The organism is Chitinophaga sp. GbtcB8 (genome assembly GCF_019091455.1).
In the GTDB taxonomy this organism is placed as follows: domain Bacteria; phylum Bacteroidota; class Bacteroidia; order Chitinophagales; family Chitinophagaceae; genus Chitinophaga.
The window spans coordinates 13,486-26,695 of the sequence record NZ_JAGXJN010000012.1 but is presented as its reverse complement, the minus strand read 5'-3'; the positions used below and the strand labels follow the sequence as shown (position 1 = coordinate 26,695).

Annotated in this window: 13 protein-coding genes and 1 pseudogene; 10 read left to right on the top strand and 4 right to left on the bottom strand. The window is 48.0% G+C overall.

All coding sequences use genetic code 11. From position 1 onward, the window contains the following. Positions 1-39 precede the first annotated feature (39 nt). The 6 genes from KVT36_RS12905 to KVT36_RS12880 all read left to right on the top strand — a co-directional run bounded on the left by KVT36_RS12905 (position 40) and on the right by KVT36_RS12880 (position 4,537). Complete coding sequence (locus tag KVT36_RS12905; protein WP_217603915.1) at positions 40-336, top strand: transcriptional regulator; 297 nt, start codon at positions 40-42, stop codon at positions 334-336. Positions 337-390: 54 nt separating this feature from the next. Next, a complete protein-coding gene (gene creD / locus KVT36_RS12900) occupies positions 391-1,743 on the top strand; it encodes a cell envelope integrity protein CreD (protein ID WP_217603914.1) in 1,353 nt (450 codons plus the stop codon). Between the two features lie 117 nt (positions 1,744-1,860). After that, positions 1,861-3,291 carry a radical SAM protein gene (locus tag KVT36_RS12895; RefSeq protein ID WP_254639969.1) on the top strand — a complete coding sequence of 477 codons (1,431 nt, stop codon included), beginning with the start codon at positions 1,861-1,863 and terminating at the stop codon, positions 3,289-3,291. Continuing rightward, positions 3,237-3,479 (top strand): hypothetical protein, encoded by a 243-nt coding sequence (locus KVT36_RS12890; protein ID WP_217604034.1) that lies wholly within the window; start codon positions 3,237-3,239, stop codon positions 3,477-3,479. Before KVT36_RS12895 ends, KVT36_RS12890 begins: the two co-directional genes overlap by 55 nt. Further along, positions 3,466-3,840, top strand: coding sequence for a diacylglycerol kinase family protein (locus tag KVT36_RS12885; protein WP_254639968.1), 375 nt, complete (start codon positions 3,466-3,468; stop codon positions 3,838-3,840). Before KVT36_RS12890 ends, KVT36_RS12885 begins: the two co-directional genes overlap by 14 nt. A 46-nt stretch (positions 3,841-3,886) precedes the next feature. Continuing rightward, positions 3,887-4,537: a DUF1361 domain-containing protein gene (locus KVT36_RS12880; RefSeq protein ID WP_217603913.1), complete on the top strand. Its 651-nt coding sequence runs from the start codon at positions 3,887-3,889 to the stop codon at positions 4,535-4,537. Positions 4,538-4,636: 99 nt separating this feature from the next. On the opposite strand, the gene KVT36_RS12875 is transcribed toward KVT36_RS12880, so the two are convergent. After that, positions 4,637-8,002, bottom strand: a complete 3,366-nt coding sequence (locus KVT36_RS12875; RefSeq protein ID WP_217603912.1) for a hypothetical protein — start codon at positions 8,000-8,002, stop codon at positions 4,637-4,639. Between the two features lie 56 nt (positions 8,003-8,058). Here KVT36_RS12875 and KVT36_RS12870 point away from each other — a divergent pair, with 56 nt between their 5' ends. Further along, a complete protein-coding gene (locus KVT36_RS12870; RefSeq protein ID WP_089906621.1) occupies positions 8,059-8,697 on the top strand; it encodes an MBL fold metallo-hydrolase in 639 nt (212 codons plus the stop codon). 56 nt (positions 8,698-8,753) lie between these two features. Here the strand turns inward: KVT36_RS12870 and KVT36_RS12865 are convergent, their stop codons facing one another. Together KVT36_RS12865 and arfB are read right to left on the bottom strand one after the other, a co-directional pair. After that, entirely contained in the window at positions 8,754-10,286 is a 1,533-nt protein-coding gene (locus KVT36_RS12865; RefSeq protein WP_217603911.1) for a polysaccharide biosynthesis C-terminal domain-containing protein, read from the bottom strand. Between the two features lie 31 nt (positions 10,287-10,317). After that, positions 10,318-10,716: pseudogene (arfB, locus tag KVT36_RS12860) on the bottom strand (alternative ribosome rescue aminoacyl-tRNA hydrolase ArfB); the annotation flags it as partial. A 38-nt stretch (positions 10,717-10,754) separates the two neighbouring features. Here arfB and dtd point away from each other — a divergent pair. After that, positions 10,755-11,207 (top strand): D-aminoacyl-tRNA deacylase, encoded by a 453-nt coding sequence (gene dtd, locus KVT36_RS12855; RefSeq protein ID WP_217603909.1) that lies wholly within the window; start codon positions 10,755-10,757, stop codon positions 11,205-11,207. 61 nt (positions 11,208-11,268) lie between these two features. Here dtd and KVT36_RS12850 read toward each other — a convergent pair whose 3' ends face one another. Continuing rightward, the gene (locus KVT36_RS12850; protein WP_217603908.1) at positions 11,269-11,760 is read right to left on the bottom strand and encodes a hypothetical protein; all 492 of its coding nucleotides are present in this window, start codon (positions 11,758-11,760) and stop codon (positions 11,269-11,271) included. A gap of 76 nt (positions 11,761-11,836) precedes the next feature. On the opposite strand from KVT36_RS12850, the gene KVT36_RS12845 reads away from it, so the two are divergent. Both KVT36_RS12845 and KVT36_RS12840 read left to right on the top strand, forming a co-directional pair. Then, positions 11,837-12,163: a nucleotide pyrophosphohydrolase gene (locus tag KVT36_RS12845; protein WP_217603907.1), complete on the top strand. Its 327-nt coding sequence runs from the start codon at positions 11,837-11,839 to the stop codon at positions 12,161-12,163. 82 nt (positions 12,164-12,245) lie between these two features. Continuing rightward, a complete protein-coding gene (locus KVT36_RS12840) occupies positions 12,246-13,172 on the top strand; it encodes a YihY/virulence factor BrkB family protein (RefSeq protein WP_217603906.1) in 927 nt (308 codons plus the stop codon). The last annotated feature ends 38 nt before the right edge of the window (positions 13,173-13,210 follow it).

The following is a 13,210-nucleotide window of genomic DNA, read 5'->3' as shown; positions in this document are numbered from 1 at the left end:
CATATTTTTCTCCAATTAATTTATGGAAATTGTGATGCAATGAATCCAATAGGTAATCTCAATAAATTATTCGACAGCCGCATTCGCCTGGGCGTGATGAGCGTTCTCATGGTGAATGAGGAGGTGAGCTTCAACGACCTGAAGCAGGTGCTGGAAGTAACAGACGGCAACCTGGCTTCCCACCTGACCACGCTGGAGGAGAACGGTTACCTGAAAGTGCACAAGGGTTTTATTGGCCGTAAGACCAATACCACCTATTCCATTACCAAAGCCGGAGAGAAAGCCTTTAAAGGTCACCTGGCTGCGCTGGAAAATATGATCAGGTCTCTAGAGTGAAATTTTTTTTATCCCTACACTTTGAAATACAAAGTACTTTTTAAAACTTAAAACATGGAAACACCGCAAACCAACGGGAAGCAAACATTTATGCAACGTAATTCCTACTCCATTAAAGCCATGGTAATTGGCTTCCTGGTATTGGTATTACTTATTCCCACTGCCATGATCATGGGCCTTATTTCTGAACGGGAGCACCTGCAAACCGATGCTACCAAGGAAGTAAGCAGCAAATGGGCCAACGAGCAAACCATCACCGGCCCGGTGCTGGTAGTACCTTACACAGAGCTGAATGAGAAGAAAGAGCTGATCCGCAAACAAGCATGTTTTTTACCGGATAAGCTCAATATCAACGGGCAGCTGGCGCCGGAGATCCGCAAGCGGGGTATTTATGAAGTGGCCGTGTACAGCTCTCAGTTACAGCTAAGCGGCGCCTTTACCCCACCCGACCCCGCAGCGCTGAATATACCGGCTACCAGCTTTTTGTGGGATGAGGCGTATCTGTCAATCGGTATTACAGACATGCGCGGCATCACTAATCAGCTGCAGGTATTATGGAACGGACAGCCATATGTCTGCAACCCCGGCACTCCCGCCGTTGACTTACTGGGTAATGGTGTGCAAACACGCATTCCTTTAAGCGCTATGGTAGCCAATAGCGACACGGCCAGCTTTTCCATTAACCTGGGCCTTAAAGGATCCGGCCTTATCTATTTTTCACCGGTAGGCAAAACTACCCGGGTAAATATAAATGCACCCTGGGCCAATCCCAGCTTTGATGGCTCTGTACTGCCGGAAAAGCGCGATATCACGGCTAAAGGTTTTACCGCCAGCTGGCAGGTGCTGCACCTGAACCGCAACTTTCCCCAAAGCTGGAGTGTGGGAGATAAATATGATATTACAGATGCGGACTTTGGCGTAAAGCTTTTTTTACCGGTAGATGGTTATGCCAAATCCATGCGGGCCGTGAAATATGCTATACTGATCATCGGCCTTACCTTCCTCCTGTTCTACTTTATAGAATTACTGCAACATCACAGCGTTCATCCATTACAATATATACTCATCGGCGTGGCCTTATGCATTTTTTACACTTTGCTGATTGCCCTTGCTGAGCAGCTGAATTTTAACCTGGCATATATCATTGCCACCCTGTTAACCCTAAGCCTGGTAACTGCCTACGCGGCCAGCGTGTTCAGAAAAGCTGGTACCACGCTGGCTGTAGGCGGCACCCTGCTTACGTTGTACGGGTTTATTTATGTGATCATCCAGTCAGAAGATCAGGCATTGCTCATGGGCAGCCTGGGCCTATTCATCATCCTTGCCATCGTCATGTACTTTAGCCGCAAGATCCGTTGGAATACACTGGGCGGTAATATCGCATACGATCAGAATGCAAACGCATGATGTATGTGCGGAGTTCTTCCGAAGCAAGTTCGGAACAAGTTATCCGGCCAAACCGGAAGGAGGTTCATAGAGACAAATAAAAAGACATTGTGAACGGTATAAATAAAAAATATACTGATGAAAATTAAAATGATCCTGCCGGCATTAACGGAAGCCAAAAGCCCCTACTGGCGCCCCATTAAGTACTCCCTGTTTCCCCCGCTGGGATTGGCTACCCTGGCGGCCTACTGCGATGCGGATGATGAGATCACCCTGCAGGATGAGCATGTAGAAACACTGCAGCTGGATGATGATCCGCAGCTGGTGATCATACAGGTATACATTACCAATGCGTACCGCGCCTATGCCATTGCAGATCATTACCGCAGCAAAGGTTGTTATGTGTGCCTGGGTGGGTTGCATGTAACGTCGTTGCCGGAAGAGGCTATGCCTCATGCGGACAGTATCTTCATCGGTCCCGGTGAAGATACTTTTCCGCAGTTCTTTAAAGATCTTAAACAGCATCGCACGCAAAAGATCTACACTTCACAGCAACGTACCCTGCACAGCATACCACCTATACGCCGGGATCTGATCAGGCGTAACCTGTACCTGGTGCCCAATTCCATTGTAGTGTCCAGGGGCTGCCCGCACCATTGCGATTTCTGCTACAAGGATGCTTTTTTTGAAGGCGGCCGTTCTTTTTATGTGCAAAAGGCGGATGAAGCCCTGGCGGAAATAGACCGCCTGCCGGGCCGCCACTTGTATTTCCTGGATGATCACCTGCTGGGCGACCGTAAGTTTGCCAGTGCTTTGTTTGATGGCATGCAGGGCATGAACCGGGTGTTCCAGGGCGCCTCTACCGTGGAAGCTATTTTACGCGGCAACCTGATAGAACAGGCTGCAGCAGCGGGCTTGCGCAGTGTGTTCATAGGTTTTGAAACCTTCAGCAACCATAACCTGCAGCAAAGCAACAAAAAGCAGAATATCGGGAAAGACTATACGGAGGCCATCCGCCGCCTGCACGACCTGGGTATTATGATCAATGGCAGCTTTGTATTCGGGCTGGATGATGATCATGAAGATGTGTTTAAACGCACGGTAGACTGGGCAGTGAACAATGGTATTACCACCTGCACTTTTCATATACTCACGCCCTACCCGGGCACGGCCTTGTATAAACGAATGCAGCAGCAGGGCCGTTTGCTGCACAGCAACTGGGACCTGTATGATACCCGGCATGTGGTATACCGCACCAACGGCCTTTCAGCAGCGCAGCTGGAGCAGGGCTACAACTGGGCCTACCGCAATTTCTATAGCTGGCGCAACATTATCAGCGCCAGCCTGGCACATACGGAGCTGAAACATATGCTGAAACATTTTGCCTACGCCGGCGGCTGGAAAAAATTTGAACCTTTATGGAACTTCATTATCAAAACCAAAGGGCTCAATCAAATGCTGCCCGTACTGGAAGCTATTCTGTCAAAAGTACCGGGGGAACGGAAGAGCGCGTTATGCGACGGTACTGGTTTAAAAAATATGGATGGGCATACATTCCCATTAGCATAACCGGCAGCCTGGTAACCATTGCTGCTATACTGCTAACAGGGGCCTGTGTTTGGATCCTGGACCGCCAATGTTCATTCCTTAGCGATGCGCTGATCCACTTTTTTATTTATTTTACCTGTATTGCTTTCTGGTGGAAATGGATAGCGGAAAGCACGGCCCAAAAACCAAACAACCATGATGCCTCCTAAAAAGAACTACCTGCACCGCCGCCTGCACAGTTTCCGGTATGCCTTCAGCGGCATTGCTGCTTTTATAATATCAGAGCCGCATGCCCGCATACATGCTGTAGCCACGGTGCTGGTAATAGCGCTGGGCGCCTGGAGCCATATTACCGCAGTGCAGTGGATAGCCATTAGTATTGTTACAGGCATGGTATGGATAACGGAAATGCTGAACACCGTTATCGAAAAAATGATGGATCATTTGTCGCCTGACTACCACCCCCGCGTAAAATGGATCAAGGATGTAGCGGCCGGCGCCGTGCTCATAGCCGCCATGGTAGCCGTAATTACCGGTGCGGTGGTATTTCTGCCGGTTTTCTTTAAATAGCGGTTTTGAAACCAAACCATTATTCAACATTTCAATTAAGCATTAAATGCGTATGCAATTACCTACCATAGCAGGTAGCAGCAGAAAGGCCTTGTGGTTGGCTGTTACTTTTAGTATAATATTATTAACGTTCCGCTGTATCCATACCGGCAGCTGGAAATATACCTTTCTGCTGTGGAACCTGTTCCTGGCCTGGGTGCCCTATTACGTAACCTGGATGATGCGGCGCTTAGACAGCAGCAAATGGCCCTTACCGGTATGGATCCCTGTGTTCTGCTTATGGCTGTTATACCTGCCCAATGCACCTTATATACTTACAGACCTGTATCATTTACCGGAAGGCGGCGCACCTATGTGGTTTGATCTGATATTGATCCTGTCTTTTGCCTGGAACGGCCTGCTGCTGGGTTTTATATCCATTAAGCAAATGCAGGGTATGTTTATAACCCGCTTTCCCAAATGGCCGGTACAGCTGTTTATTTTACCGGTAATGTTTTTATGCGGCTGGGGCGTATACATTGGCCGTTACCTGCGCTGGAACAGCTGGGACCTGGTAGTGCAGCCGGTGCCGCTGTTGCGGGAAACAGGCGCCATGGTATTACATCCCATGGAGTATAGTCATGTATGGGGTTTTACTGTTTGCATGGGTTTGTTCATGCATATTCTTTACCACTTAAGATCTGCCACGCCTAAATAAAAAGAAATTATCTATTGTCCGGATACCCTATATCAATTAAAAAGGGGGTGTATCGTTTAATGATACACCCCCTTGCTGTATAAAGATGATTGTATTTGCTTAGAAATCTACGCCCATACCAAAGTACCAGATTGGGTTGCCGCGGAAGAACGCGATCATTGGCCAGCCGGCATCTACCCGCAGGAAGTAACCTGCAATAGTAGTGCGGGCGCCAAAACCATAACCGCCTACAAAGGGCCCCAGGAAGCCTTCTTTGATCTTCACCGTTACACCATCGCTGCCGTTATAATAAGTGTAGTTGGCATCTTTAAAGTTCAGCGTTTTATTCCACGCAGTACCCAGGTCTATAAAAGAGGTGAGCTGGAAGTTGCGCAGGAAGGCAGAGTTAATGGGTTTCTCAATAAAGGTGGCAAACACCGGCAGGCGCAGCTCTGTATTGAACAGCATTACATTATTACCATTCTTGGCATTTTGCTTGTATCCGCGCATGTTCACCGCCAGTGTCTGGAAGCCGTAGTTGGCCGTCAGGTCTACCGGTGTGTTGGTATTGATCTTTGGGTTCAGCCAGTTGTCTACACCACCCAGGTAGTACAGCAGCTTGCGGGTACCCCATGAAAGGTCGGCAGAGAAACGGGTAGCCCATATAAAGTTGCGGTATATTTTTTCATAGTGCCGCACATCAATACCCATGTTGTAGGTGAATTTGCCTTTACCCGCTGCGGTGGGGTTAAAGAAGCCATTCAGGTCACCGGAAAGCTGTGCGTTCATATCGCCATAGATCTTATACCGGGTACCGTTCCAGATATTAATAGCCGGGTTAATGGTATTGTCATACACATATTCCAGGCGTACCAGCGCATAGTTTTCGCTGAAGTCCTGCACTTTCAGGCTCTGATCGTCAGAGGCCAGTATCACCATACGGTCGTTACGGAAGCCGGTTTGCAGGCGCAGGCTGCGTACCTCGTCAAACGGATAACGTACTTCCAGCTGGTACAGGTTGGTCTTCAGCTTAATGGGATAAAAATCTCCCAAAGATGCCTTATCTACCTTACGGTAATAAGTGAATTTATAATCAAATCGTTTTTTCAGGTAAGCAAAAGAGGCAAAGTATTCCGTACCATCCAGGGAGGAAGGAATACGGAAGCCGCCGCTGAACTTATAGTCTTCCATCAGATCGCTCACGCCTATACGAATTAAGCCGTTCACCGGGTCTGTTAACCGGATGGGGCTTACCGGCGGGCCGGTAAAGGGCTGGTACTTGTTAATAAGTACGGAGTTATCTATCTGTGCAATCAGGTAGTCTGATGAGAATTTGAGCTTATACGGCAGCAGGCGCGCTTTTTTCAGCACAGCTTCTATCTGTGGTATTGAAATGGGCGGTATGCCATCTTGCACTGCTGCGCTGCTGTCTGCCGGTTCATTACCAAATTCGTTCTGGAAAAAGTCAGGCTTCTTGGCAGTATCCCTGGGAGGCTGCTGTCCGTGGTAGGTAGGCAATCCCATACGGATACTGTCCTGGTGCATCTGGTACTGGCGGAAGGCGGTAGGCCGGGCCGTTACATTACGTTTACGCAAGGCCGTAGTATCTACCTTCAGCTTCACCAAACGTTTAAAATTGTTAATGGCCGTTACTTCAGATACCATTCCCTGGTCGCCCGCTATGCGGGATTCTTTAATACCATACTGGTAGTTGCTTACCGGGAATACATAGGTTGAATCCTTAGTGATGGTAATTGCTGCCACGGAATCAGGAGCAGTAGCGCCATATGAGGAAAGCGCAGAATCCAGCTCAGAAGGATCCGGGTTATGCAGGATCTCTGAACCTACAAAGAATAAGCTGTCCACACCTGCTCTTTCCGATTTAAAGAAACCGGCAAAGCGGTTACGGATACCATTTTCGTCCGTTACAAATGTAAAGTGTGTGTTATTATACTGCATGGGAAGGCGCGCATCGCCATACTTCATATCTGTTAGCTGGGAGATCTGTTTTTCAGAGGTCTTGTTCCAGTTATCAACCAGGAATACATTATACCGGCCGCCGGGCAGCACGGTATCTGCACTGCGTGCCGTGGGCGAAGGGCGGTTGGATGAATAAATGATACCGCTTTTACCCGGGAAGGCTACAAAAGAAGGGTCCAGGTCATCATACACATCGTTGGTGATCTGTTCTGTTTTGTAGTTGCTGATGTTATAGGTGAAAATATCCGTATGCCCGTTCTTAACAGCAGAGAGCAGCAGGGTATTATCAAATTCAAAGAAGTACTTCATATCTATCACCCGGTCAAACATGTTCAGGTCCTGTTTGGTGGTGATCTTGCTGATCAGGTCATATACCATCAGCCGGGTGCGGCCTTCATATTCATAAACAACGGCAATGCGGTTACCCTTCTGGTTCCAGGCTATTTGCGGATAGTTGGGATCCAGCTGGTTGGCCAGCTGTTTTACGCCGCTGCGCAGCAGTATTTTAGGTTTATTGTCGCCAACCTGTATCTGCACGCGGTACAGGCCTTTCTTAAATTCTACTACAGCGTAGGAATTGTTCCGGGGATTGGCCTGGAAACGGTAAAAGTCAGATTTACCTACCTCACGCGTTACCACGGTGCGGCCACGGGCTATTTGCCGGCGGCGGCGGTTATCCTGCTGGTATTTCCTGAGGTTGTAGATCATGAAATCTTCCATAGCCTTTTTGGGCGTTTGGCTCAGCACCTGCTCAAAACCTCTTTTCAGGCCCCGGTTTATACGGGATATATACATGAGGTAGGGCACGGCATCTTTCCCGTATTTGCTCTCCACATAAAACCAGAATGCATGGCCGGCCAGCAGGGGATGGTCATATGCAAGGGAATTGAACTTGGTATATTTACCGGATTGCAGGATGGCTTTCAGCTCTTCATCTTTTTCCGCATTCCAGTTCTCTGCCGCATAGGCAATAAAGCCATCTGTAAACCATTTGGGGAAATCTATCAATACAGCATTACCGGCAAATTCGCCGATATCCTCACCAAACAAAAGGGTTTCCAGCATTACACGGGCTATGCCCTGCCGTATCTGGTTCTGCAGGTGTTTATGGTCGCCATCAAAATAAACGATCATTTTATTACCCACCAGTTTAGTAACCCCGCCGGTGTTCTGCCAGTCTACACCAATACCAATGTTGGACTGCTTCATTTCCCCAAAGCTGTTATAGACCACTATATTCAGCCTTTGACGGAAAGAGAACTCCATGAACTGTTCCAGCGAGGGTAATTCCTTCTCGGCTTCCTGGGCCACATACTTACCCAATTCCAGCCCGTTCTGACTAAAATAGGTGTTGAAATGCCGGGTTTGATAGTACCGCCACTTGAAATTCTTGTGCTGTACACGGTTTTGCCCGAATTCAACAGTATTAGTCTGTGCCTGGGATAGAAAATACGTGGTTAGTAATAGGGTACCGGTGAAGAATAACCTGGTAGTAAATCTGTTCATACAGAAAGTATTGATAATATTGTATCTGAATTAAAATTAGCAAAAATCGGGTAACAATGATTGAAATCAAATATTTCCCCTACAATCCTTTCGAGGAGAACACCTATTTGCTTATTAACGAAAAAAGGGATTGCATAATTATAGACCCTGGCTGTTATTTTGAGGAAGAAAGAAAAGAATTACTGGAGTATATCGAAAAAGAGGGGTTAAATGTTACCCGCCTGCTAAATACGCACTGCCACCTGGATCATATTTTTGGGAACCGCCTTATAGCAAAAACCTTTAATGTAGGGCTGGAGATCCACAAGCTGGAACAGCCGGTGCTGGACCGTTCGCCCCAGGCAGGCGCTATGTATAATGTACCTTTTGAGCCTTCGCCTATGCCTGCCCGTTATATGGAAGAAGGGGAAAAAATAACCCTGGGCGCCTATGAGCTGGAGGTGCTGCTTACACCCGGGCACTCCCCGGGCAGCGTATCATTCTACTGCGCGCAGGAACAGTTTGTAATTGCGGGCGATGTGCTCTTTTACCAGAGCATTGGCCGTACAGACCTGCCGGGCGGCCATCACCAGACCCTTTTGAACAGCATCCGTCAAAAGCTGTTTGTATTACCCGATGCCGTAAAAGTATATCCCGGGCACGGACCTGCCACTACTATCGGGTTTGAGAAACTACACAATCCTTTCCTGAAATAATTAATAATCGTTATGCATGCATTTCACGTACATGCGGCCCCTTTATTGTGTAATTGTTACCGGAGATACTTCCCAACAAAAGGCAGCCGCTGAAACTCTTTGCGCTCCATGCGCAATATAAACCAGCCGTATGCCGCAAATAAGAGGGTAGCTACGATCAGCGAAAGTGGTTTTAAAGCATATACATTGCCAGGGGAAAGCAGGTGGGTATTCAGTAAGTGGAATACAAACCAGGTTACTACTGCCAGGCCAATGTAGGTGAGGATCCTGGGCAGGTGGTAAGGTACCGGGTAATGTTTTTGCCCCCATACATAACAAACCGCCATCTGGATAAAGTAACATACCATGGTGGCCAGTGCAGCGCCATAATAGCCCATAACAGGTATCCACCAGTAGTTAAATAAAAAGGCCAGCGCAGCGGTGATCAGTGTAATAACAGCGCCGGCCCGCGTACGGTCCGTAAGTTTGAACCAGATGGTAAGGTTATAATAAATACCCAGGAACATATTGGCCAGCAACAACACCGGCACTATACGCATACCCTGGTAGTAGAAAGGTTTGCGTAAAAAGATCTTCCAAACATTCAGGTACAGGCTTACAAACAGGAACATAAAACAAAGCAGTATTACAAACAGCTTCATAATACGGGCATATATCCGTTGTGGGTTTTCGCCTTCCGCCTGTTTAAAAAAATAAGGCTCTGCACCTAACCGGAATGCCTGTATGAACATGGTGATGAGGATGGCCAGCTTGTAATTGGCGCTGTACAGCCCTATGATCACTTTTTTAGCTTCCATATCATTACCCGGCAGGAACTGCGGCAGGAACCAGGCCCGGTCAAAGGTTTCATTTACCATACCGGCCATACCTACAATGATCAGCGGCAGGGCATATTGTACCATCTGCTTCCACAGTACAGCATCAAACTTCCATTGGATCTTTAAGATCTGCGGCACAAATAACAGTAAGGTAAGGCCGCTGCCCAGCATATTGCTCAGGTACACATACCCCAGCGGGTCTGCATTCACCTGCACATTGGGCACCCAATGGTGGCCTGCCTGGTAAAGCAGGGGGCACAGGTACAGGAAAAACACGTTAAAGAAAACAGTGGCTGCAATGCCGGCTATACGAATGGCCGCATAACGGATGGGCCGCCCCTCCAGCCGTAGCTGCGCAAAGGGAATAGCCGTTAGCGCATCAAACGCCATGATCAGTATTACATAATAGTAAAACCCGGGATGGGCCGTTAACCCCGCCAGGTTACCCGCATAGGAATGGGCTACCGGGCCGCGTAACAGGAATAATATAAGGGTTACGCTTACCGTGGAGATCAGCAGGGAAATAGTAGCGCTGCTGAGCACCTGCTGGCGGTTATCCTTTTTGGCAAAGCGGAAAAAGGCCGTTTCCATACCATAGGTAAGCACAATATTCATGAAGGGAATGTAGGCATACACGTTGTTCATCTCCCCAAAATCGGCAGGGGTAATTATTCCCAGGTAAAAAGGCGTCAGGAAATAGTTGAGCAGTTTGCTCGCTATATTACTTAATCCGTAGTAAATGGTTTGTCCTGCCAGTGATTTAATGCTCAATGCCCTGAATTTTGATCAAAAGTAAGCGTTATTATTCCATCCCGCCCCGCCGCATCTGTTTTTTATCTGACAGGCGTTTTTTGAACTGCAGCCGCTTTTCTATCATTGCTTTGCTAGGTTTGGAAGCCTTTCGTTTTTTAGGAACAATTAAGGCTTTATGTACCAGCTCCAGCATTTTTTTAACTACCAGCTGTTTGTTGGCCAGCTGGGTGCGGGCCTCCTGGGAGCGTACCTGCAGCACGCCTTCCGCATTAATACGGTTGGCCAGCTTTTCCTGTATTAAGGTTTTTTGTTCAGGGGTTAACAGGGCAGATCCGGGTACATTAAAATAGCCTTCTACCATGGTTTCCACCTTGTTTACATTTTGTCCGCCCTTGCCGCCGCTGCGGGCGGTGCGGAAACTGATCTCACTGGAAATATCCGGTTGCATGTATGCAATTTATTAACTTCCGCACAAAATTATTGAATATGCGGGCAGTTATACAACGGGTAACACAGGCATCTGTTACGGTTGATGGGAAAATTACCGGTGAAATAGGGCCGGGACTGCTGGTATTAGTGGGTATTGAGGATGCTGATGGCCAGGAAGATATTACCTGGCTGAGTAATAAAATAACAAACCTGCGAATTTTTGGCGATGAAGCCGGGGTCATGAACCTGTCTGTTAAAGAAACCGGTGGCGGCATTTTGCTGGTAAGCCAGTTTACCCTGCACGCCAGCACTAAAAAAGGCAACCGTCCTTCGTATATACGCGCAAGTAAGCCGGAAATTGCCATTCCCATGTATGAAAAAATGATTGCGCAGCTGGGGCAGGACCTGGGTAAACCCGTGCAAACCGGCATTTTTGGGGCAGATATGAAAGTAGCCCTGCTAAACGACGGGCCGGTGACCATTACCATAGATACACAGGCAAGGGAGTAAGCCCAGGCTGGTTATAACAGGCCGCGCTACGCAATGATAGCTGCTTCGTATACACGTGCCCTTAAGGACAGGGAACTTTTACAAAAGGGGTAGTATCAAATTTTATACGGGCGGCATCTTCCTCAAACACCGGCTCTCCCTGATTATTAAAAGAAGCAGGCAGGCCTTCATACAGGCTATCGCCTGCCAGCTTAAACACCACAGCACGGGTGCTTGTTACCCCTTCGCTCATAAAATGATATTGCAGGCGGAGGATGTTGTTTTGAATAGTACCTTCAAAATCCCCTTCATTGGAGTCTTTTTCATAGCGATGGTATTCCAGGCGCCCGGTAACACTGTCATTATTAACTTTCATAAATAGAGAGGCCTCATCTTTCCCTACAGTTTGAGTAAAACATCGCAGATCAATAGCTGGTTGGCTGGTTGTAGCTGCGGCAGCCGTATCTGCTGATATTACAGTGCTGTCGCCGGTATGGTCAGTGGTAGTGCCGCTTTGCTGGCAGCTAACAGCCAGCATGGCGCCGGCTAATAATAAAAAGGAAAATGGTTTCATGTGTTTACAATAGGTTGCAGCGAATATAACGATATCCATGCCAATCCTTTATCTTTAAGGAAATAAAGCCATAAGCATGACCATACAGGAAGCCCAGGAAAAAATAGATCAATGGATCACCACCACTGGTGTGCGCTATTTCAGTGAGCTCACCAATATGGCCATTTTAACGGAAGAAGTAGGCGAAGTAGCCCGTATCATGGCCCGCCAGTATGGCGATCAATCCGCTAAAGAATCCGATAAAAAGAAAGACCTGGCCGATGAGCTGGCGGATGTGATGTGGGTGCTGCTCTGCATTGCCAACCAAACCGGCATTGATATGACGGTAGCCCTGGAAAAGAATTTTGATAAAAAGAACATCCGGGATGCTACCAGGCATCAGCAGAATGAAAAACTGAAATGATCCGCTCAGGGCAGGGTCCTGAACCTGGCCTGCAGGTACGATTTTGGATCACCACATGTTGTCAGCCTGAAAAATTCTACATATGCAGCTCTCTACCGGGATAAAAACTTACTGGACTATACTTAAACAAACCTTCAGCGATTTTATTGACGACAAGGTGCTGAAGTTAAGCGCCTCCCTGGCCTATTATACCATTTTCTCCGTGGCGCCCATGCTGATTGTGATCATCTTTTTCTGCGACCTGTTCCTGGGCCGGGAAGCCATAGAAGGTACCCTGTACAGCCAGATCAAGGGGCTGATAGGCAGCGAGGCCGCCATACAGGTACAGCAAATGATCCGTAATGCCTCCCTCTCGGAGGATATGAGCTGGGCCACCATCGTGGGTTTTGTAACACTGTTCATTGGCGCTACCGGCGTGTTTGCAGAAATACAGGATTCCATTAACACCATCTGGCGGCTAAAATCCAAGCCCAAAAAGGGTAAAGGCCTGGTGCGTATGATCATGAACCGCCTGCAGTCCTTTTCACTGGTAATAAGCATGGGGTTTATTCTGCTGGTATCCCTGGTAGTGAATGGTATCATAGAGATCTTTAACCAGCGCCTGGCCAATCTGTTCCCGCAGGTAGGCATGGTTGTTATCTACCTGGTGAATCTGGCCATTACCTTTGCGGTGATCACCGCCCTGTTTGCTGTTATCTTTAAAGTATTGCCGGATGCCCGTATCCGCTGGCGCGATGTGATCGTAGGCTCCATTGCCACGGCCATCCTGTTTATGCTGGGTAAGTTTGCCATCGGCGTTTACCTGGGCGCCAGCAAGGTTGGCTCTACCTATGGCGCCGCCGGTTCCATCGTTATCATCCTCCTATGGGTATATTATTCGGCGGCTATCCTTTACTTTGGGGCAGAGTTTACCCGGGTATATGTACAGCATTTTGGGGCCCGCATTTACCCGAATGACTATGCCGTATGGATTAAGCAGGTGGAGGTGGAAGAGGAAACCATTAATTGATGCGCAGGTATGCAAAGGATAACTTCAACTGGCTGAAC

Coding starts and splice junctions, on each gene's coding strand:
- dtd (WP_217603909.1), top strand. CDS start 10,755: ATGCGGGCAGTTATACAACGGGTAACACAGGCATCTGTTACGGTTGAT.
- KVT36_RS12840 (WP_217603906.1), top strand. CDS start 12,246: ATGCAGCTCTCTACCGGGATAAAAACTTACTGGACTATACTTAAACAA.
- KVT36_RS12880 (WP_217603913.1), top strand. CDS start 3,887: ATGCGTATGCAATTACCTACCATAGCAGGTAGCAGCAGAAAGGCCTTG.
- KVT36_RS12875 (WP_217603912.1), bottom strand. CDS start 8,002: ATGAACAGATTTACTACCAGGTTATTCTTCACCGGTACCCTATTACTA.
- KVT36_RS12895 (WP_254639969.1), top strand. CDS start 1,861: ATGAAAATTAAAATGATCCTGCCGGCATTAACGGAAGCCAAAAGCCCC.
- KVT36_RS12890 (WP_217604034.1), top strand. CDS start 3,237: ATGCGACGGTACTGGTTTAAAAAATATGGATGGGCATACATTCCCATT.
- KVT36_RS12850 (WP_217603908.1), bottom strand. CDS start 11,760: ATGAAACCATTTTCCTTTTTATTATTAGCCGGCGCCATGCTGGCTGTT.
- KVT36_RS12905 (WP_217603915.1), top strand. CDS start 40: ATGAATCCAATAGGTAATCTCAATAAATTATTCGACAGCCGCATTCGC.
- creD (WP_217603914.1), top strand. CDS start 391: ATGGAAACACCGCAAACCAACGGGAAGCAAACATTTATGCAACGTAAT.
- KVT36_RS12845 (WP_217603907.1), top strand. CDS start 11,837: ATGACCATACAGGAAGCCCAGGAAAAAATAGATCAATGGATCACCACC.
- KVT36_RS12885 (WP_254639968.1), top strand. CDS start 3,466: ATGATGCCTCCTAAAAAGAACTACCTGCACCGCCGCCTGCACAGTTTC.
- KVT36_RS12870 (WP_089906621.1), top strand. CDS start 8,059: ATGATTGAAATCAAATATTTCCCCTACAATCCTTTCGAGGAGAACACC.